Origin of the sequence: Roseisalinus antarcticus (assembly GCF_900172355.1) — a bacterium.
GTDB classification, from domain to species: domain Bacteria; phylum Pseudomonadota; class Alphaproteobacteria; order Rhodobacterales; family Rhodobacteraceae; genus Oceanicola; species Oceanicola antarcticus_A.
Map to the genome: position 1 here is coordinate 41,355 of NZ_FWFZ01000016.1, position 23,246 is coordinate 64,600.

The 23,246-nt window shown below is 68.3% G+C and carries 1 protein-coding gene (only partly in view); it reads right to left on the minus strand.

The window, feature by feature from the left end; all coding sequences use genetic code 11:
• Positions 1 to 23,246, minus strand: partial view of a right-handed parallel beta-helix repeat-containing protein gene (locus ROA7023_RS14540; RefSeq protein ID WP_085879764.1) — the 3' portion only. 4,765 nt of this gene lie beyond the right edge of the window; 23,246 of the gene's 28,011 nt are visible here — the last part of the coding sequence; its start codon lies off the right edge, out of view; the stop codon is at positions 1 to 3.

The window sequence follows — 23,246 nt, forward strand, 5'->3', positions numbered from 1 at the left end:
TCAGCTCCATTCGATCGCAACCTCAACCTGACCCGGCAGCGGCCCGTCTGCAAGCACCGCGTCCGGGCGACCCTCGTCCACAAGCATCAGGGTCTCGGCGACCTGGAAGCTGCCGCCGGGCAAGACCGCCCCATCGACGTTGTAGACCCGCAGCGTCACCTCGGTCCAAAGCCCGGCGATGATGCTGTCGAGATCGAAGGCCAGACGCGCCGAGCCCCGCCCTGCGGGGATCACCGCCTCGCCGAACTCGCGGATCTCGCCATCCGCCTCGAGGCTGAAGCTGACGGTCACCGCCTCGGTCGCCGGCGCGGTCAGGTCGAGCTCGAACGCGACCTGCTCGCCGTCGCCCTCGGGGCTCGGCTCCACGCTGCCGCCCGAGATGGAGAGCCTCGGGGCGGGCGTCCACTCGATCTCGGAGGCCCAGAGCACGTGATAGGCCGGCGCACTTTCCGCCCCACGAGCATCGACGGCGATCAGCGAGACGACCTGCTCGCCCGAGGCGTCGTAGACGTGGCTGATCACGTTGCGGGTGCCGTCTATCTCGTTCACCGCGCCGTCGCCCCAATCGATGCGCCAGGTCTCGATCGCATCCCCGTCCGCATCGGTCGCCTCCGGGGTCAGCGAGACCTCGGCGCCGACGGTCGCGGTTTCGGGGCCGGTCAGGGTGGCCTCCGGCGGGGTATTCTCCGCCGGCTCGGACGCGAAGGCGGCAAAGCTGCTGAACGCGGCGAAGGCCGCGGCGGGCGCTGCCACGTCGATCCGCACCTGGGTGCTGCTGGAGAGGCCGCGGGCGTCGGTTGCCCGCACCTGCGCGGTGAACCTGCCTTCGGACAGGGCCGGGACATCCCAGCTGAGGACCCCGCCCTCCGAGACCACGAGCCCCGGCGCGTCGGTTGTCAGCACCTCGAAGGTCAGCGCGTCGCCGTCGGGGTCGGTCACCCGGTCGGTGAGGTCCAGCGTCAAAAGCTCGCCGCCCGTGGCCGAATTGGCCGGGCGCCATTCCCAATCGGGCTTGGCGTTGTCGACGTTGATGGTGACGATGGTGCTGCCGCTCAGGCCGAAGCCGTCGGTGGCCCGCACCCGGGCCGTGAACTGGCCCTCGGTCGCCGGCGGAATATCCCAGCTGAGGACCCCGCCCTCCGAGACCACGAGCCCCGGCGCGTCGGTCGTCAGCACCTCGAAGGTCAGCGCGTCGCCGTCGGGGTCGGTCACCCGGTCGGTGAGGTCCAGCGTCAAAAGCTCGCCGGCCGTGGCCGAATTGGCCGGGCGCCATTCCCAATCGGGCTTGGCGTTGTCGACGTTGATCCGGAAGATCGTGCTGGCGCTCAGACCGGCGGGATCCATCGCCTGCACCCGCGCCCAGAACTGGCCCTCGGTCCCGGCCGGGATATCCCAGCTGAAGACGCCGTCCGGGGAAATCGTCATCCCCGCGGCGTTCCAGGTCAGCAGACCAAAGGTCAGGGTATCGCCGTCGGGATCGGTCACCCGGTCCGTGAGGTCCAAGGCAAAGAGCCCGTCGGAATTGGCCTGGACGGCCGGCGACCAGTCCCAGACGGGCCCGGCATTGTCGACGTTGATCCGGATGATGGCGCTGCTTTGCAGGCCGAAGGCATCCGTCGCCCGCACCCGGGCCGAGAATTGGCCCTCGGTTCCCGCCGGGATATCCCAGCTGAGCACGCCGTCTTCGGACACCGTGATCCCGGCCACGTCGGAGGACAGCACCTCGAAGGTCAGGTCGTCGCCCTCCGGATCGGTCACCCGGTCGGTCAGGTCCAGTGTCAGAAGCTCGCCCGCATTGGACTGGACGGCGGGGCGCCATTCCCATGCGGGCTTGGCATTCTCGTCGCGCACCTCGACGGCGAGGTCTGCGGGGTCGCTCTCGCCCCCTTGCGCGTCGATCGCGGCAAGGATGACGGTGACCGGCCCGGGCGCTGCATAGCTGTGGCTGAGGCTGAGGCTTTCGAGGGTGCCGGCCAGGGTTTCGACCGTGCCGTCACCCCAGTCGATCCGCCAGTCGACGATGTCATCGCCGCCCGGATCCGTCGCGCTCGGGAACACCGTCAGCGTCTCGCCGGTCAGCACAGCGCTCGGCCCGGCAAGGCTTGCGACCGGGGCGCCGTTCCGCACCTCGAGAGAGAAAGTCTCGTCGTCGAACAAGAGCGCATCGCGGCCATCGATGGCGCGGACCTGGATGTCCTCGCTCCGGTTCGGGCCGGTGGCGGTATAGGTCAGAAGGCCGGTGTCGGGATCGACAGAGGCGCCGGCCGGCCCCAGGACCAGCGACCAGACGATGTCATCGTCCTCGGCATCGCTGACGAGCCCCGAGAGGTCCAGGCTCAGGGATTCGCCCTGGGTCAGGACCTGGTCCGAAATGACCTCGATCACCGGGGCCGTGTTGCCGGGGCTGACGTTCAGCGTGACGGTCGCGGCCAGCGAGGTCAGCACGTTGCCCGGGGTGCCCGCCGGATCGCCGGTGTCCGTCACCGTGAAGGTCAGCGTCTCGGCCCCGTTGGTCCCGGCCGGTGCGAGGTATTCGAACACAAGGTCGCTGACCCGGGTCAGCGTGCCCACCGAAGGCGCGGTCACGATCTGCGCGACCAGATCGCCGCTCGCCGTCTCGATGTCGGTGCCCGAGAGCACCAACGTCTGCAGCACGCCCCCCGTCACGGCGACGGTTTGCGCCAGCGCCACGGGGCGGTCGTTGACCGGCGTCACCACGACGGAAACCTGGCCGGTGGTGCTCGCGCTGCGGCTGTCGGTGACCGAGTAGGTGAAGGAGTCCGCCTGGGTGCTGTCCGGATCGGGACGATAGGTGACCGTCCCGGCCTCGGCGTCGAAGCTTTCCAGCGCACCGAAGGACGGCGGCACGGTGATCGCGTAGGTCAGCGCGTCGTCGTTCGCGTCGCTGCCCGCGAGCGTGATCGCGACAGATCCATCCTCGAGCACCTCGGCCGAGACCGGGCCGGCCACCGGCGGTGTGTTCGCCAGGACAATGTCGAACTCCGCCTCGGTCGACCGGGCCGGGGAGCCGTCGTCGGTGGCCTGCACGGTGACGGTAACGGTGCGGTCAGCGCCCGCGCCGGTCCAGGCGAACACCCCAAGCGGGGTCAGGCTGGCACCCGCGGGTCCAGAGACCAGCTCCCACGTCACGGCATCGTCCTCGCCGTCGCTGACGAGCGGCGCGAGGTCCAGGCTCAGAGCCTCGCCCTGGGTCAGATCCTGATCGGGGATCGCCTCGATCACCGGGGCGGTGTTGCCGGGGCTGACGTTCAGCGTGACGGTCGCGGCCAGCGAGGTCAGCACGTTGCCCGGGGTGCCCGCCGGATCGCCGGTGTCCGTCACCGTGAAGGTCAGCGTCTCGGCCCCGTTGGTCCCGGCCGGTGCGAGGTATTCGAACACAAGGTCGCTGACCCGGGTCAGCGTGCCCACCGAAGGCGCGGTCACGATCTGCGCGACCAGATCGCCGCTCGCCGTCTCGATGTCGGTGCCCGAGAGCACCAACGTCTGCAGCACGCCGCCCGTCACGGCGACGGTTTGCGCCAGCGCCACGGGGCGGTCGTTGACCGGCACCACCGAGATCGAAACGGTCGCCGAGGCCGTGCCCAGCTTGCCGTCATCCACCGAGAAGCTGAACGTGTCGCTGCTGGTGCTGTCCTGGGTCGGGCGGTAGGTCACCACGCCGGTGGAGGGATCGAAATTAGCCAGCGTGCCGAAGGCCGGCTGACTGGTGATCGCGAAGGTCAGCGTGTCTTCGTCGTCGTCCGAGGCCTGCAGCGTGATCTCGACAGTGCCGTCCTCGGTCACCTGGACCGCCGACGAGACCGCCACCGGCAGGGTGTTGGTCGAGCGGTCGACCTCGAAGGTGCGGATGAAGTCGCCGCCCTCGTTGCCGTCGCCATCGCCGTCGAGCCGATTACCCGCGGTGTCGTAGATCGCGAGCGTGCCCGACAGCGTCAGGCGCCAGTTTCCGTCGGCCAACGGGTCGGCGAAGCTGAGCGTCAGGTCAGTCTCGGGGAAGGAATAGGCCGGCTGCAGGGCAACCAGCACGTCGTCGCTGGTGTCGAAGATACCGTCGAGGCCCGCCCCGCGCAGCTCGTAGTTGGCGGCGCTGCGGGCCGACACGAGCTCCAGCGCCTCACTGGTGACGACGGTCAGCGCGGTGAAGGCGTCCGCAGTGGTGCCGGCCTCCGGCGGAAGCTGCGGGATCGACAGCACAACGGGCGGCGTCACGTCCCCGGAATCGCCCTGGAATTCAAAGGCCCCGATGTCGTAGTAGATCAGGCCGTCCTGCGGGGTCAGGGTCCGGATGTCGCCGTCGGACGGGCTGCCGCCGTTAAGGTCGGAATAGACGAAGGTGTCGCCGTTGCCGGCCGACAGGCCGATCCGGGCGCGCGGGTCCACGTTGCCCGCCCCGTAGTCGAAGGCGACCGAGCCGTCGTCGAACAGGGTGACCGAGAAGTTCACATCGTTGGCAGACGCGAGACCCTGGGTCTGCCCCTGCCAGCGGAAGCGGACCCAGCTGCCGTCGCCGGCCTCTTCGCGGAACACGTCGCCGTTGGTGACGGCCGTGGTCATGTTGGTCCAGAACGGCGCGATGATCGGCCGGGCGAGGAAATTCTCCTCGGTGTTGGAATAGGCCGGAGACTGCCTTCCGAACTGCAGATAGCCGTCGGAGACCACGCGCACCTCGGTGTAGTCGGTGCCCTGGTAGTGGAATGTGAACGGCAAGGCCTGGTCGGAGAAATACTGGCTGGACCGCAGCGAGATGGGCACACCGCTATAGGCGAAGGTGCCGGTCCCGCTCGACTCCACGAAAAGATCATAGCCGTCGCCGGTATTGGGCGTCGTCGGGTCGTCGGACCGGGGGCGGTCGAAGTAGTCGCGCAGCAGGGCGCCGAAAGCCGTGCCCGCGTCGATCGCCGCAGAGCCTGCGTCGAGGTTGAAGTTGTCGTCGGCCCCGCCGCCCAGGTTGGTGTCGAGCCCGCCCAGCACGTTGTCGGCGCCGTCGATGTCGAGGAAGTCCGGCGCGGCCTGGACGCTCGAGGATCCCTCGCCCGAGACCCCTTGCCAATCGGCGAGGTCCGTGGCCGCGGTGCCGGCCCAGTCGCCCACCGACGCCTGCACCGTTCCCCGGTGGAACAGGTTGAAATCGCTGTCGAACGTGCCGCCCGCGGCGGCTGCCGATACCGAGATGATATCGCCCTGATCCGATTGCAGGATATTGTTGCGAAGGGTGATGTCGGTCGCGAACGCGTTGTTCAGGGACAGGGCGTTGCCGACAGATTGATAGATCGTGTTGCCGACGAAGTCGGCACCCGTCCGCCCCGAGAAGACAACCGCCGCATTGGTGTTGTCATAGATCAGGTTCTGCCGGAAATCGTATAGTGCCGAGCTGCTGGTGTAGGTGCTGACACCGGTCGCATTGGAATAGATCTGGTTGCGCAGGAAAGTGCCGCCCCGGCCATAGACCCCGGTATCGTTCGAGAAGATCCGATTGTTCTCGATGGATCCGCCAAGGTTGTAGATGCCCGTCGTCCCGCCGTGGACAACGTTGCCGACCGCCGAGCCGTAGGCGACATAGATGTTGGTGGCCGCGTTGCCATAGACCTCGCTATCGACGATCCGCCCATCGGTGTCGTTGATCGAGACCCCGTCGCCCGCGTTGTCGCGGATCACCGCATCGCGGATGGTGACGCTCACCCCGGAACTAAGGCTCGGGACGTAGACCGCCGCCCCGGTCGAGCGGCTGCCCGAAACCTCGAACCCTTCGGCGACGCTCGTGCCGCTGCCGCCGACCTCGAGCGCCCGGCCGTTGTCGAAGAACTGTCCGCCGGTCAGGGTGAGGTTGGTGACCGCGCTGTCGATGGCATAGGTGTTGCTGTTGGACAAGCCGGTGTTGCTGACGACGAGATCCCGCAACGACAGGTCGCTGTTCCCGGCCAGGGCATAGATCCCCTGGTACTGCATGTCCGTCAGGGTCAGGTCGGACAGGGTGACGCGGTCGCTGGCCGCGCTCGTCTCCATCACGAAGCCGCGGTAACCGCCGACCAGGCTGAAGTCCGACATGCTGATGTCGGTGGCGCCCCGGAACTGGAAGCCGTCGCTGCCCGCGTCGTTGGACAGCCGGGTAAAGACCGTGGCCCCCTGCCCGGCGCCGCGGATCGTGATCGGGTTGCCCTCTGCCCCCGAATCCTCGGCATCCAGGAAGATGTCGGTCGGGATCACGTAGGACCCCGCGTCGATCCAGATCCGGTCGCCGGCCTCGAGGTCGTAGGCGCGGATCAGTGCGCCGAGATCGGCCATGGGATCGGCCGCCGACTTGCCCGAGTTGCTGTTGTCGCCGATGGCGGTGGTGTAGATGTCGCCGACGAGGCTGTCGTCGTTGACGTAGAAATCGCGCCCGCCATTGGCGATCCGGAACCCGGAATCCGAGGTGTCGGACAGCACGCCGTTGGCATCCGTCACGCGGATCAGGGCGGTCTCTCCCGCGGTTTCGGGGGTGGCGATCCAGTCGACCGTGCCCAGCCCGGCGCGGTTCACGGTCACGCCGCCGGCCACCGGCGTCCAGCTCGTGCCGCCATCCGTGGAGACCTCCATGTCGAACCGCGGGGTGCCCGAGGCGGCGGGCACTTCGCGCAGCAGTTCCAGCCCGGACAACAGCGGGTAGCCGCTGGAGCTGTCGGCCATGAACTCCACCACGATCTCGCCATCCACGGCGGCGATGCCGGAAACGTCGAAGCTGGTGGCGACATAAGTGCCGTCCGTCGCGTCGTAGAAGGTCCGGTTGCTGGCCATCTCGACGCCGTTGACGAAGACGTCGAACGAGGCCGGGGTCGAGCTGCCTGCGATGCCGTGGACGCGCAGGGCGAAGGTGCCGTCGGCGGCGGGCAGGGTGTAGCGCAGAGGTGTGCCGGACGACGGGATCCGGACGGCCCAGTCGTAGATCTCGACCGGCACCTCGGGGCGATCCGTCCCGACATAGTTGGTGCCGACACTCCTGAGAATGCCCGAGCCGCTGCGGAAGGCGTCGGAGGATTGCCAGTGGACCCCGTCCGGCGCCGTGATCTCGACAGAGCGGGCCGACAGGGACAACACCGCCTGGTCGCGCAGGAAGCCGTAGGTGCGGAAGGTCAGCGGATAGGACGTGCCGGCCTGGAATTTCTCGCCCCGGTTCGGCGAGAGCACCTGGATGGTCTGGGCCGCCGAGGTCTGCGCATCGGCGGTGTTGCCGAAGGCGCCGATGTTCACGCGGCCGCCGTTGGTGTCGGGCTCCAGCGTGTGGATCGACCCGGGGTCGCCCGCATCCACGCCGGGCCCGGCGGCCATCAGACGGAAATCGCCCCCGGCCGCGTCGACGAACATCGCCGGCGCCTCGATCGAATGGCCGTCGAGGCCGGTGGCGTAGTGGAACGCCTCGCGCCCGGCATAGACCTGCCCATCCCAGAGGCCGACGGTCGCCGTTCCGCTCAGATCGAACTGGTTGTAGTCCGACCGGACGCCCAGTTGCGCCTCTGGCGTCAGGCTGAGCGCCGCGCCCGCGGACATCTGCACCAGGTTGTTGCGCAGGACGGAATCCGGCGTGGAGCCGTAGATCTCTATCCCGATCTCGCCAGCCGCGCCCATGACGATGGTATTGTTCTCGACCAGGTGGTCATCGCCTTCGCTGATCGAGATGGCTTTGCGGATCGCGTCGCCGTGGATCACGTTGTTGCGGATCGTCGCGGAATCGCCGTTGGAGGGCCGCAGCGCGATGCCGAAAGCGGAGCCGCTGACGTCATTCCCGGCGATCACGGTGCTGCTGGCGCGGCCGCTGTAGATCCCCACATCGGTGTTGTCGACGAAGGTATTGTTGAACACCCGGGCGCCGATATACGCGTCGACACCGACCCGGTTGCCGGTAAAGACGCTGTCGCTCAGGCTGCCGTAATAGCTCTGGACCGCGAAGCCCTGGTTGCCGGTGGCCGCGATCCCGGTGGCGGTCACGTCGTAGAGATAGGCCGCGGTCGAATTCACGCCGCCCAGGTTGCCGTCGATGACGAGGTCGGACGCCGTCCCCCCGTACATGAAAAGCGATCTGCTGGTGTTGTCGACAAAGTGCGTGCCGGTGATGACGGCATCGGCTGCGGCGCTGCTGAACTGGACCCCGTTCCTGTTCTCGCGGACCTCGCCGCCCTCCATCACGATGCGGTCACCGCCGAAATACGCCGCGTTGCCGGTGGTGAGCGCAGAATTGCGCAGGGTCAGGTCGCGGAACAGGCCGTCATGGCTGTCGGTGCTGACCTCGACCGCCTCGTGGTCCGTGTCGTGCACCGTCACATTGTCGAGCACGGTGAAGTCCGACCCGCTCAGGATCGCGAAGCCACGGTATGCGTTGGTCACGGTCACGTTGCTGATGCGGATGTAGTCGGCCCCGAGGATCTGGAACCCGTCCGCGCCGGTGGTGCGCGAGGTGCGGTCGAATATCGCCTCGGACCCCTCGACCGTGGGGCCAATCACCTCGACGAACTGGCTGGCGTCGCCGGAATCGTCGGCAGTGAACGTCGTGTCCCGGGTCAGCAGGTAGACACCGCTGTCGACAAAGACGCGGTCGCCGGCCTCGAGGTCGTAGGTGTCCAGCAGGTTCGCCAGCGTCGCCATCGGCGCATCGGCCGATTTGCCGGTGTTGGCATCGTCGCCCACCGCGGTGGTGTACTGGTCGCCGGTCAGGCTGCCGTCGTTGATGAAGAAGTCGCGGCCGTTGTTGCCGATCAGGATCGCGCCGCTGATCTCGCCCTCGGCACCGGTCTGTTCAGAGACCGCGCGCAGCCGGGTGGAAGTGTCGGCAAAGGCTTCTGCCGGGGTCCAGTCGAACTGGGCGGCGCCGAACCGGTCGAGCGCGATGCCGGAGCCGACGCTTGTCCAGGTCACGCCGCCGTCGGTCGAGGCTTCGACCGCCACGGTCGCCGCGGGGTCGCCGCCCGGCACGGTCTCCTGCACTTCGAGGGCCGCGATGGCCGGGTTGTAGCTGCCCGGCGCCTCGATCCGGATGGACAGGCCATCCCCGCCGGTCACAGTCACCTGCATGGCGACGGTGCCGACGACACTGCGGGCGCCGGTAAGACCGAAGAAGCTGAAATCGGTCAGCACCTCGGCGCCATCCGCGGTCACCGTGATCCGGTCGGACAGATTGTCCGAATATGCGGTGGACCAGCCGTGCAGCCGCAGCGTGTAGGTGCCGTCCGCCAGCTCTGGCAGGGTCAGCGTCATGTCATCGCCGCGCAGATAACTCGCATAGAGACCGTCCGCCCCGAGCATCGGCGAGGTGAGCGTCAAGCCAGACAGGGTCGCCGTGGAGCTTGAGGCCCCCGAAAGGCCGACGAGGAATCCGTCGCTCCAGGCGCCCTTTCCGGGCTCCTGCACGGCGGTGGCGGTTGCCCGTGCGCCAAGGTTCACGTTCAGGACCGGCCTGATATCGCGCAGCCCATCGGTGCGGATGGCGACGCTGGTGACCTCGCCGACCTCGATCTTGTCGAACCGCGTCGGCGACAGCACCTGCAGAAGCTCGGCCGGCGAGAGCGCGGCCTGCGCCGTGCCGCCCAGGGCGCCGATATCGGAACGGCCGCCGTTCGGCGCGCCCTCGGCGTAATAGGGCCGCACGAGGTCGGCGCCGTCGCGCGCGGGCCCGTTCGGATCGATCGAGAAATCGTCGTCGGTCGCGCCGCTGCCCGGCAGCGCCTCGATCCGGATCGCATCGGCCAGGAACGGACGGCTGTCCTGGCCGTAGGCCTGGACCGTCAGCGTGTCGCCGGTGATCCTGACAAGCCCCAGGTCGCGCCACGGCACGCCTTCGCCGGCAATGGCGGTGGACGGATCGCCATACTGGCTCACACGCTCGCGGCTGACGATCACATCGCCGTCAAGCACGTCGAATACCGTGGCGCGGCTGGAGGCGCTGTCGCCGTCCCAGGTTGCCCAGACCCGGTAGATCGCGGTCGGGTCGAGCCCGTCGAACGTCCATTCGGCCAGCCCGCCGGGTTCGATCCGCGCCTGGGTTCCGTCCGGCTGTCCGGCCAGGTTGCGGCCCTTGTCGTCGAGCGTGATGACCCCGGTCTGGAAATAGCCCGGGCCGCCGTCGGCGTTGTCGATGGTCTGGGTCGCCAGGATCGTCGTGCTGTCCCAGCCCGGAAGATCGTCCGCCCCGTCTGGATCGGTGAACCCGGGATCGCCGAGCCGGGAGGAGATGTCGCGGCCGGTGACATAGAACCACTCGGTCAGGCCCGGGGCCACGACGGCGTCCCAGGTGCCCAGACGCGCCCCCGCGGTCAGGTGGTAAAGGTTGAAATCCGAGGCGAACCCGGCCTGGGAATCCGCCGCGATCGCAAAGACGTCGCCCCCCTCCATCGCGAAGATGTTGGAATTCACGTTCATGTCGACGACGGAATCCGCGGTGATCGCCGTCCCGCCCGTCAGGCTGAACGTGTTGTTGGCGATCAGGACGTTGCGCTCGCCGTCGACGTTCAGGCCAATGGTGGTATCGCCGTAGATCAGGTTGTTCTCTACCACGACACCGCCGCCGCCGGAGAGATTCACGCGGACGTTCGACCCGCTGTTGTCGAAAATCCGCGATCCAGTCAGCCGGGTATCGAGATAATTGCCGGTAAGGTAGGCGCCGGTGGTATTGCCGAATGTCTCTATGCCGGACGCATGTGTGCCGCGATCGACCACGATCCCGACAGAGTTGTTGTAGAATTGGCCGCCGATCACGCGCGCGTTGATCGCCGCCGTCACACCTTCGCCGCTGACATGGTTGTAGGACGTCGCGTTGATCAAAGTCCCCTGGCCGACATAGATCCCGTATTGGGAATTGTCGTGCGCGATCACGTTGGACAGGACGTTCTCGCCGTAGACATAGATCCCGTAGGTGTTGTCGAAATAGCGTCCGTTCTCGACCACCAGCCCGTCATAGGAGCTGCGGATGCCGTAGGAGTTCTGCGAGAACAGGCCGTCGCGCACGGTGACGTCGGCATCGCCCTCAAGCTCGACCCCGCGCGAGGCCAGGTCGACCACCAGGCCCTCGAGCAGGATGCCCGAAGCGCCGGCCTGAACCGCAACGCCGGTGTCAGAGGGATCGTGGATCGTGATCCCGTCAAGGGTCAGCCCCTCGGCGGTGTCGCGCACCCGCACGGTATCGTCGCCGCTGACGAGGGTCAGATCCTCGATCGTGATCCAGTCGCCGATCACGTCGAAGACATAGGCCCCGGCCGAGGTGTTGCCCCGGTCGAACCGCGCAACGGCGCCGGCCACGTCGGGCCCGCGGATGATGAACCGCTCGCCGGCCGCATCACCTGTGCCCGAGACGGTGTCGTCGAGCCGGATGTTCGCCGTCAGGCTGTAGACGCCGGTGTCGACCAGCACGATGTCGCCCGCCCCCAGGTCATAGGTCTCGAGCAACTGCCGCAGGCTGTCGATCGGCGTCCCCGCCGTCAGGCCGTCATTCGTCGCGCTGCCCGCCGCGGTGGCATAGACATCGCCCACGGTGCTGGAATCGTTGACGTAGTAGACATTGATCGGGGCCGCGACCTGGAACGAGTCCGATATCCCCTCGAGCCCGGCCACATCGTCGGAGGAGACCCGGATCCGGTAGCTGTCCAGCGGCTGCGCCACGGGGACGGCCCAGATGTAGCTGCCGTCGTTGGCCTCTCCGGTCGCGATGTCGACGAAAGCCCCGCCATTCTGCGACACGGAAATGGTGACGTCGCCGGGCACGCCTGCGGCACGCCAGTCGATCTCGACCGTGTCGCCCTGCTGCACCGTCTCGCCGTCGCGCGGCGCGGTGGTCAGGATGAACTGGGCCGGGCTTTCCGAGGCCTGGACCGTCCCGCCATAGGCGCCGAGGTTGCGGTATCCACCGTTCTCGACCGGCTCGTCCGCGACGACCGCGGCAAGGTCTGCTCGGTCGATGGCGATGGACTGGCTGCCTCCGGCGATCCGGGTGGAGGCCAGGAACACCGGCAGACCGGTCGTCCCGTCCAGCACCGGCGCCAGCGCGGCGGTCATTTCCTGCCCGGTCAGGCTGGAGAGGTGGAAATTGTCGTCACGCCCGTCCGAGGCGCCGGCGCTGACGTAGCCGACAACCCCGTCCGCGCCCGCCGGATCGACGAAGCCCGGATCGCCGACGATGCTCTCGGCGTCGAGGAAGCTTGCGATCTGCCAATCCGCGAGGGTCGCCCGGTTCGCGGATTGCCAGACCCCAAGGTTGGCCCCGTTCAGCGTCTGGAACAGATTGAAATCGGAATCGAAAGAGCCCTGGGCGTTCGGATGCATCCGCACGCCCAGCGCGCCCGCGCCATCCGCCACGATGATGTTGTCGCGCAGGACGGTGTTGCGATCCCCGCTCTCGAGGTCGACGGCGATGCCGGAGCCGCTCTGCACGAAGGTGTTGGAGCGGATCGTGGTCGCGCCGCTCGCCCCCGTCCGGAAGGCGGCGGTCGAGTTCGCATAGACCAGGTTGTTGAGGACGCTGAGCGCCGAGAAGGTGTTGACGTCAATCCCCACGACGCTGTCGTAGATGACGTTCCCGCCGATGGTGCCGCTGCGGCCGGTGAGGATGCCGTACTCGCGGTTGGCATAGATCCGGTTGTTTAGGATGTCCGAACCGACGCTGTTGGTATAGATCCCCCGGTCGGAGCCGGTCACCACGTTCGACACGGCATCCGCGCTTCCGCTGATCAGGATCCCGTAGGCGGAGGACACCGAGAGGCCCGAGCTCAGAACCGTCGATCCAGCGACCAGAGAGCTGCCGTTGGCCGAGATCCCGGTCGACTGGATGTTCGACACGATGATGCCGAGCGCCTGTGAAAGGTCCTCGTCACCCACGGTGAACAGGCCGGTAGAATTCGACAGGTAAACACCGTTGCGCGCATCATCCACAGTCGTGCGTGTCAGCGCACCGCCGCCGGTCACCTGCAGGTAGATGCCGTAGTCGTCGACGTTCTGGATATCGAGACCGTCGATCCGGGCAATACTGCCCCGCGCCTCGACCGCATCGTCGCCGATGTTGCGGAACACCGAGTTGTCGAGATGGTCGACGCTGCCCGCAACATAAAGGCCGTCACGGCCGGTGTTGCTGATGTCGAGCCCGTCGATGGTGATCCCGGACTGGCCGCTCTCGATCCGGATGCCGTCGCGCAGGGTGTTCGACACCGTCAGCCCGTCGATGGTCAGGTTCTGGGAATCGTTGCGCACCCAGAGGCCGTAATCCGCATCGGCGATCGAGAGGTTCGTCAGGGTGACGAAATCGGCGTCGTAAAGCTCGATCCCGTGATGGCCGGACTGCGCCCCCAGCACCGGGCGCAGCAGCGTCTCGCCGGTCGCGGCGCCGATCATCTGGAAGCCTTCGTCCAGCCCCAGGCCGAAATCGAAGGTGCCCGAGATGACCATGTCGGACAGAAGCGGGTATTCCCCAGTATCCACGCGCAGGATCGCCCCGGCCCCGAGGTCGTAGGCCCGCAGCAGGTTGATCGGCGAGGATTTCGGCGCATCGGCCAGCTTGCCCGTGGCCCGGTTGCTGCCGGTCACGCCGGGGGTGAATTCGTCGTCCACGTTGCTGGAATCGTCGACCCAGAACTCTGTGCCGTCCTCGGGAATCGTGAAGGTCTCGACCGAGCGGTCGAAGACCTCGGGGCTATCCGCAAGGCTGACCTGGATGCGCAGGCCGTAGGTGCCGAAGTCGATGCCGCTGGTGTCGGGAATCCAGATGTGCTCGCCGTCGTTCGGCGTCGTGGCGATGGTCGTGACCAGCTCTGGCCCCGAGGGGCCGTCCTGCCAGAGCGTGATCGACACCGGAGAGCCGGCGGTGTTGCCGAAGCTGTCCCAGCGGATGGAAAGCGGCTCGGTCTTTTCCCAATCGGTATAGAGGTCGGGGAAGACGAGCCGCAGGCGCGGATCCTGCATCGTGCCGCCGGCGATCCGGGCGCTTTCGGGCACGGCACCCACATCGGTGCCCACCCGCGCGGCGGTCATCACCGCGAAGGCCGCGTCGAGCCTGGCCTGGTTTGTGCCGGTGCCGTCGCGCGCCGCCTCGAACCGGAAGGTGATCTGCCGGGCGCCGGCCGGGATCTCGACCCGCTCGGCCAGCCGCTCCCAGCGGTCGCCGGGGTTGCTGCTGTCGATCCGCACGGGGCTGCCGACCTGCGCGCCGCCCGCGTCGAGGAAGGTCAGCGTGATGGAGCCCGCGTCGGCGAAGGGGCCGGTGCCGTCCGACCGCAGCCGCCCGCCGAAGATCAGGTCCACCTGCCCGGTGTCGATGTCGGCCGCGCTGAAGCTGGCAAGGTCCAGCGCCACGGTCTGCTCGGCGAAACCGAGAGCCGCGTTGCCCGGCTGGAAATGTCCGCCGTTCCGGAAACCGCCGGTCGCGGCGACCGACCCGGTCGCGTTCACGGTCCAGCCGGTTCCGCCAGTCTCGAAGCCGGGGTTGCCCAGCAGGTTGTCCACGAAACCGGCGCGGTCGGCCAGGGTCGCGGGGTCGCCCGCTTCGGCCCCGACCGAGGTGATCCGCTGCCCCGCCAGCGTCGGCAGGATCGACAGATCGCCGCCCGCGCGGTCGGCGAAGACCGGGCGCGATAGCATCGGGTTGATGACCGTGGTGCCGGTGGAATGCAGATCGAACCGCGCGAGGTCCATCTGCCAGTCGAGGATGTCGTCGAAATCCCTGGTCCAGTAGACCAGATGCCCCGATCCTTCGGCGTGCAGCAGGTTCCAGTCGCTGAAGAACCCGGTCTGCGCCGTGTTCGCGACGTTGATCGCATAGCCGCCCGCGACCTCGATCACCGAGCTCAGGACCTCGACCTCGCTGGCCGCGCCCGCAAGGCGGACACCGTCGCCGGTGGGCGTCTGGATCGTGACGCCCTCGATCTGCACGCCCGAGACGCCGTCCACCAGGATCGCCTCGGTGCCCGTGCGCACGAAGACCGACCGCAGGATCTCCTGCCCGGCGGTGGCGACCACGCCGCGGCCGCTGTCCATCACCGTCAGGTGCAGGATCCGCCCGGAGAAGCCCGAGACACCCGTGGCGCTGTCGTGGATCAGGACGCCCGAGGCCAGGTCGTCGCCACCGATCTTGCCGGTGCCGCTGACGCCGGTGGTGCCGCCGGTCACATCGGTATTGACCAGCAGTGCGTCGGTCAGCGAGACGCCGAGGGCCTCGCCGATGACGGTGTTCCGCCCGCTCGCGCCGAAGGCCGCGGCAGGGCTGGCGACGCTGGTGGTCACGCCCGTCATGCCGGTGATGAGGTTGCCCGAAATCTGCGCCCCGGCGTTGTAGGCCAGGCCCAAGCCGGTGCCCGCGATCTCGTTGTCGCGGATCATGCCTGTCGCGACCGCGTCGATGGTCAGCGCCGTGGTGCCCTCCAGAAGGTTGCCCTCGATCAGCCCGTCCACGGCGGTCGCGATGACGGTGCCGCCGAGGAAGGCGTTGGCGCGGGCCAGAAGATCCGTCTGCCCGCCGAGCTGCACCGCGCCGGAGGCCGTCACACGCTCGATCCCGATGCCGTCGCCGCCGGTGAGGGTCATCTGGCCAAGTGTCAGGTCGCTCAGCCGCAGGCCGTCGGCGCCGGTCGCGGCCAGCGACCCCAGGTCGAGGCCCTGAACCGTCACGCCGGATCCGGTGACGGCCACGCCGCCGGTCACCGTCACGCCCGGGCCCGCGCCGACCAGGGCCACGCCATCCGAGGCGATGGTCAGGCCGCCGCCATAGGTCCCCGCCGCGAGAACCACCGTGGTTCCGGGCGCACCGGAACTGAGCGCGGCCTGCGCGGCCGCGAGGCTTGCCGCCACGACACGCGTCGCGGGTTCGGTGCCGGCCAGGGTCACCAGGCCGCGGTAGGCCTCTCCCGCGCCCCCCGGCCCGCCGGTCATGAAGCCGACGAAAGCGGTGCCGGTGCCGTCGACCGCAAGGTCGAGCCCGGCCAGATCGTCCTGCTGCAGGCCCGCCCCGGGGCTGAGCGCGTCGCCCGGGATACGCTCGACGAACACGCCGCCCTGCAGGATCCGGTGCTCGATCTCGACCGGATGGGTCGTGTCGCCGGCCCGGACCGATTGCCAGACCAGGTGCAACGCGCCACCGCCTGTGGCCAGGTCCGGCGCCGAGGCGACCTCGCCCGGCATGCTCAGACCGGAGGAACGGTTCGTCCAGCTTGTGCCGTTCCAGCTGCGCACCGCGATATCGTCGCGCTCTCCGGTGGCGTCGTTGATCTCGGTATAGGCGAGGTAGAGCGTGCTGCCGATCCAGGCAACCGAGGGGTCGCTGGCGGTATCGGTTGTGACGCCGGCGACGGTGCTCCAGCTGGCGCCGTCGAACAGGCGCACGCCGAGTGCCGAGCTTTCGGTCGCGTTCTGGTCGTAGGCCACCGCGAAATCGCCGGAGGCCGCGACCGCGACGTCGAAGGAATTGACCGAACCGGTCAGGACAGAGCCGACGCCCAGCGCCTGCCAGGTGCCCGCGGTCAGGATGCGGGCCTTGATCCCGCCGGTATCCCTCCAGAACGCCGCCAGCTCTCCGCCGGACTCGGCGAGCGTCAGCCCATCCGAGAGGCCCGCCAGCCCGATGTTCAGGTCTGGCCCCTGCTGGACCCAGGCCGCGCCGTTCCAGCGCATGACGTGAATCGCATCGCTGGACCCGGTCTCTATCCAGGCCACGACGGGAGCGCCGGTGGCGTCGACCATCAGGTCGACCGCGCTCAGGCTGCCGGTCGCGCCGGCGGCCACGCCTTGTCCGGTGACCGAACCGCCAAGCTCTGTCCAGCCGCTGCCGGATTGCAGGGCCACGCGCACGCCGCCGCCGTCCGCCGGATCGATCCAGGCAGCAAAGCGCCCGCCGCCGGGGGCGCTGGCGAGGGCAAAGCTCTGCGGCGGCAGCCCTTCGGCCCCCGCCAGCTCAAGGCCCGCCAGACCGGACAGGTTGGTCCAGCCCGCGGTGGCGAGGATGCCGTTGGGAAGGTCCTGCGGCTGCGGGGCCGCGGGCGCGATCGGGGGGATCACCGGATCCGCGGTGCCTGCGCCAAGGCCGGCGCCGTCGCCGCCGGGCCCGTAATCCACCGTGTCGCCGGTGCCGGGGCCCGCGACGATATCGTCGTCACCCAGCCCGCCGAACATCAGGTCCGCCCCCGCGCCGCCGAAAATCAGGTCGTCGCCGGCCCGGCCAAAGATCCGGTCGACCTCGTCCGCGGCACCGTCACCGCCGGTGGCCGCGCCGCGCAGCAGGTCGTCATCCGCACCGCCGTCGATCACGTCCCGGCCCAGGCCGCCGTCCGCCGTGTCGTCCCCGGCACCGGTCGAGATCGCGTCGTCGCCCTGGTTGCCGTTGACGGAATCGTTGCCCCCGAGGCTCTCGATCCGGTCGTCACCGGTGCCCCCCGATATGATGTCGCCGCCGTCGTCGGAGCCGGTGATGACATCGTGGCCGCCGTCGCCCGCGATGCTGTCGCCGTCGCCGCCGCCCGCCCGCAGGGTGTCGTCGCCCGCGTCGCCACGGATGGTGTCGGTGCCGAGGCCTCCGTCGATCTGGTCGTCGCCGGCCCCGCCGCGAAGGCTGTCGTCGCCGAGATCGCCGAAGATCAGGTCGATGTCGTCGCCACCGGCCACGGAATCGTCGCCGCGGCCGCCGTGGATCTCGTCGCGGCCGGCGTCGCCGGAGATGCTGTCGTCGCCACGCCCGCCCTCGGCATAGTCGTTGCCCTCGCCAAGCCCGATGGTGTCGTCGCCCGCCAGGCCAAAGACGCTGTCATCGTCATTGCCCCCGAACAGGCTGTCGCCGGTGGCCGAGACCACGTCGGCGCCGAACAGCAGGTCCCGCCCGTCGCCGCCAAAGAGCTGGTTGCCGACGCCATCGCCGGCCCGCAGGACATCGTCGCCGTCCTCGCCGGTCAGCACATCGGTCCCGGCATTGCCCAGCAGCAGGTCGTTGCCGTCGCCGCCAGTCAGATCGTCGTCGCCCGCGCCGCCCGTGGCCACGTCATCGCCCGCGCCCGCGTCGATCACGTCGTTGCCGGTCTCGCCGTGCAGGAAGTCCGCATCGCCGCCGCCCGAGAGACTGTCGTCGCCCGAGCCGCCGAACAGCAGGTCGCTGCCCGCATCGCCGTCGATCTGGTCGTCGCCGCTGCCGCCGCGGACCTCGTCGGCGCCGAGCCCGCCGCTGATGCTGTCTGCGCCCTCCTGGCCCCAGATCCGGTCCTCGCCGGCCTCGCCCGCGATGCTGTCACCGCCGAGGCCCCCGAGGATCTCGTCGTCATCCGCGCCGCCACGGATCGAATCGGCACCCTCGTTGCCCTCGATCGTGTCGTTGCCGTCGTCGCCGAGGATCGTGTCGCCCTCGGTCCCGCCGTAAAGGCTGTCGCGGTCGCCGCCGCCATAGATCCGGTCCGCGCCCGCGTTGCCGAAGATCGTGTCGCCGTCTCGCCCGCCCGAGATCCGGTCGTCGCCGTCGTTGCCGCTGATGCTGTCCGCGCCGGCGTCGCCGCTCAGCCGGTCGTTGTCGGCGCCGCCGGTGATGGTGTCGTTGCCCTCCTGCCCGCGCACGGTGTCATCGCCGGATTCGCCGGCAAGGCTGTCGTCGCCGCGGCCGCCGTTGATGCGGTCGTCGCCGACCCCGCCAAGAATGCTGTCGTCGCCGTCGCCGCCAGTCAGCTTGTCGTCGCCCGACTTGCCGAGGATCGTATCCGCGCCCGCATCCCCGAGCACCACGTCGTTCTGGGCGCCCGCGTCGATGATGTCGTCGCCCGACCCGCCAAAGATCAGGTCGGCCCCGGTGCTGCCGATGACGGAATCCTCCCCGGCCCCGGCGTGGACGACGTCGTTGTTCGTGCCCGCGTCGATGTCGTCATCGCCGCCCTGGCCGGCGATCCAGTCATCGCCCATGAAGCCGACGATCGAATCGTCGCCCTCGGACACACCGGGCAGCGCCGCGGCCAGGGTGTTGTAATCCAGCGTCGGGGCGTAGCCCGTCCGGGCCTTGAAGTCGTTGAAGAAGCTCGCGTTCTTGTTCGGCTGCCCCTCGATGAAGGCGAAGCCCGCGCTGTCGCCGGCGATGAAGTCTGCGCCGTCGGCCCCTTCGGCGGCGAACATGCCCGCGGTCAGCGCCTCGGTCGGGGTAGGATTGGTCGCGGTGTTGCCACCGACGATCAGGTCGTTGTCCGACCCGCCCAGCATCACGTCCGCATCGCCGCCGCCGAACAGCTGGTCGGTGCCGTCCTCGCCAAAGATCAGGTCCGCGCCGCCACCACCGACGAGGATGTCATCTCCGACCTGGCCAAAGAGGATGTCGCGCCCGCCGCCGGTAAAGATCCGGTCGTCGCCTGCGCCGCCCCGGGCCACGTCGTTCCCGTCGGAGCCGATCAGCAGGTCATTGCCGGATCCGCCGTCGAGGTTGTCCTGGCCGCTGATGCCGGACTCGCCGGGGTTGGAAGCATAGAGCAGGTCGTCGCCGCCGCCGCCATAGACCTCGTCGTCGCCGGTTCCGCCGATCAGGGTTTCGGCATTCTGGCCGCCCTGCAGCACGTCGTTGCCCGACCCGCCGCGGATCGAGATGCCCATGTCGGTGCCGGCCTTGGTCTCGAAATCGCCCGACAGGATCAGGCTGTCATGATCGCTGCCGAAGTCGCCGCGGATCGACTGGATGTCGTCGCCGTCCTCGGTGCCGTAGGTCTGGGTGAAGCCGAAGGCCTTGACCTTGACCTGGCCGTTGGACAGCGCCGTAACCTCGTAATCTTCCTTGGTCTCGCCCTCGTAGCCGCCGCCACGGATGTTGGCGCGGTCGCCGACGTTCAGGATCAGCTCGTTCGTGCCCGCGGTGTAGGTCGCAAGCTCCGGCACCACGTCGAGACAGCTGGGGATGTTGAAATCCAGCAGGGTGATGTCCAGCACGTTGATGCGGCTGCTGGAGAAGATGTATTCGAAGACGATATCGACGAAGAACGCGAAGCGCCCCGAGACGTCGAAGATGCACAGCGGCCCGCCTTGCAGGTTGGCCTCGATCTCCTCGAAACGGATCTTGCCGTCGCCCTCGCCGGGCAGCGGGTCCGCGCCCTCGTGCTTCACCCCATCGGCGAAGTTGAACAGGATCTCGGCCGAGATACCGGCGGTCGCCCCGACGCTGAGCCCCGGGAAGCCGACCGAGGCCCCGCCGTAAAGCTCGCCGCGCAGATAGGCCTCGGGCACGTCCTCGCCGTTCTTCAGGTCGTCGATGTAGAGCCCGGCCAGCAGGCTGGTCGGGTCGTTCGTTTCCAGGAATCGCCGCGCCCCGTAGGTGTCATAGCCGAACGCCAGATCCAGCCCGGCATAGAGCCCCCCGCCCAGCACGAGGTTGATCGGCGGCGCCGGCCAGATCGGGATCGACTGGCGGAAATCGAAGCCGACGCGCAGCGCCGGCATGTCGTAGGTGACCAGCGGCACGTCCTGCCCGAACAGCAGCCCGAGCGCCAGCATCGGGTCCTCCAGCAGCGGAATCGCAAAGCCGCCGTCCTCGTCGTCGCGCACCGCGCCCAGCGCACTGGCAAAGCCGCCCGCACCCTTGGAGCCCATCGCGCTGAACAGATCCTCGACCGAGGAGATGCCCGACGACCGCCCGGCAAGCTGCGCGGGGGTAAAGCTGATCTGCTGCGAACCGCCCAGATCGGACCCGGAAAGGTCGATGCTGTCCACCAGAACGATGCTGCCCGAGGCCGAGGCCGCCCGCGCCGCGCTGACCACGTTGTAGATCTGGCCTACGGATTCGAGGAAGGCCACGATCTCGTTGTCGCCGAAGAACAGCTCTGCCAGGTCGACCATCGTCACCGGGCGGCCGAAGACGTCGGACAACAGCGGCAGCGGCTCGAACAGGATGTCGAGCAGCGGCTGGATCGGCTCCAGCGCATCGAGGACAGGCTGGAACACCGTCACGATGTAGTCGTTGATGAAGGAGCCGAGGTTCAGCGCGATGTTGTTCAGCGCGACCGTGGGCGTGCCCAGCTGGCCGGTCGATCCCAAGGCCCAATCGGCCGCCAGCTGCGCTTCGAGCGACGGGAAGGGAGAGCTGCTTTCGCCGCTCTCGAGGTCGAAGCCGAAGCCGACCTTGAGGTCGAGGTCCACATTCGCGCCCAGGTCCCAGTCCAGCGCGAAATTGCCCGTGCCCAGCGAGGTGACCGCAAGCTCTCGTCCGCCCTGAAGATCGAATGACAGTCCACCGTAGATCGCGGTTTGCTCCTGGCCCGGGCCCTCGCCCGTCTCGACGATCGCTTCGAGAAAGCCCAACTTCGCGGCGGCGCGGAAATTGTCGCTGAGCGAGGCGGTCAGCGCGGCACGGAATTCCGGCGCCGGGTTGCCGCCGTCATCCAGCCCCACATCGCTGAGCAGGTAGAACCCGGTGGAACGGCTGAGCCCGAAGCCGAAATCCAGATCCCAGTCGAGGTCCACGTTGACCTCGGACCCTTCGTCCACGCTGAGCCCGAGGCCCGGCAGGCCGAGGTCGAAACTGACATCGCCGCTCGCGATATTTTCCACCCGCCCGAGGCGCAGCACGATCTCGACATCGGAAATCGTGAGGATATCGCCTTCGTAGTCTCCGCCACGGGCCCAGACCTGATCGGCGCCGTCACTGTCGGTATAATGAAGCTCTGCCGACTTCAGCGCCGAGCCGAAGACCAGGTCGAGCGCATCGAGGACCGCGTCGAAGCCCGGGCTGGAATAGTTGTTCGTCGCGGCCTTGATCTGCGCCCGGAAGTCGGCGACGAAATTCGCCGCATCGCCAAGTTGATCGCCGACGATGGGCAGGTCGATGCCGAAGAGCTCTCCGCGCAGCAGGTCCTCGATGGATTTCAGCGCAAGGTCCAGCCCCGCGCCGATCCCCGAGAACGAGCCCAGCAGATCCATGTTGGCAATCTCGGCCGCGAAATCGGGGGCCGAGAGGGTGATGTCGCCCGCCGCGATCCCGTTGCCGCGGATCAGATCCTCGAGGATGCCGCCAAGATCCGCCGTCGTCAGGGTGATGTTGCCGAGGCTGTTGCCCTCGAGCGGGAAATCCACGGGCAGGTCGACGTCGAAGACGATGTCGCTGTCGAACTCCAGGGCATTGCGCAGGGTCGTCGCGTTCGAGATCAGCTGCGAGATGGCATAACGGGCCTGCGCGTTGGAAAACCCGAATTGCAGCGTGCCGCGATTGGCCGCGTCCGTGGCGCCTACGTCATAGCCCGCGCGGCTGACACGGGCGGTTCCTTCACGCACGAAGACGCCCAGCGGCCCTAGCGCCAGCTCGAAGTCCAGGTCGCTGCCCAGGGCGAAGAGCCCGACCGACAGCCCGGTCTGCTCATCGACGAAGACCGACGGCGTTGCCCCCGACAAGTCGATGCCAAAGACAAGGTTCGCCTCTGCGGCCGCCGAGAATGTCATCGTGGCGGACCCGCTGGCGTCCACCAGGCTGCCCACGCCGCTGATACCGCCGAGCGAACCGATGCCCAGATCGGCCAGGTCGACCGCGAATTCCTTGGGTCCGACGCCCGGATCGCTCGACCCGATCGACTGGCTCAGCCTGATGTCGAACAGAAGGCTCGACGTCGGCGCATCGAACATCAGGTCAAGATCGGAGGCATTGCCCAGAACCCCCGCATCGATCAGCAGCGTCTCGAGATCGGCCTCGAGCCCGGCAAGCGCCCCGGTCGGATCGTCACGGAACGCGGTCGCCGCGTCCAGAACCGTGTCGGCCAGGGTCAGCAGACCGCTGATCGTGTCGGCGAGGATCGGAAGGTCCGCGCCGAGCCCTGTATTCTCGAACCACGAGACCAGAAGCTCGCCCAGCTGGATCAGGGCATCGGCGATATCCTCGGGTGTGAGGCCGTCGAAATCGCCGATCTCGCCCAGGTCGGGGGCCGACACCGTCCAGCCGGAGGGGTCGAAGGCGTCGGGCACCGTGACCGACAAGGTCTCGGTCCCGTCGAGCGAGAACAGGGTGGCCAACGGACCCGTCACGGTGACCGGCGCCGTGAAGCTGCCCGAAATGCTGGTGCCGAGGCCTGCACCGCTGAAGAAATCGCCGATCAACGCCGGGTTGGACGGAAGCTCCGCAAGGTAGAAGACGCCCGGATCGAGATCGAGGGTGATCGACCCGTCAAGATCCACCGTCGCCCCGTCCAGCACGATGTCGACGACGCCGAACCGGGCGGCGGCATCGACCGTACCGTCAACCGCGACCGTGGCCGTGCCCACGAGGTCGTCGATATAGAGCCCGTTGAGAATGTTGGAGC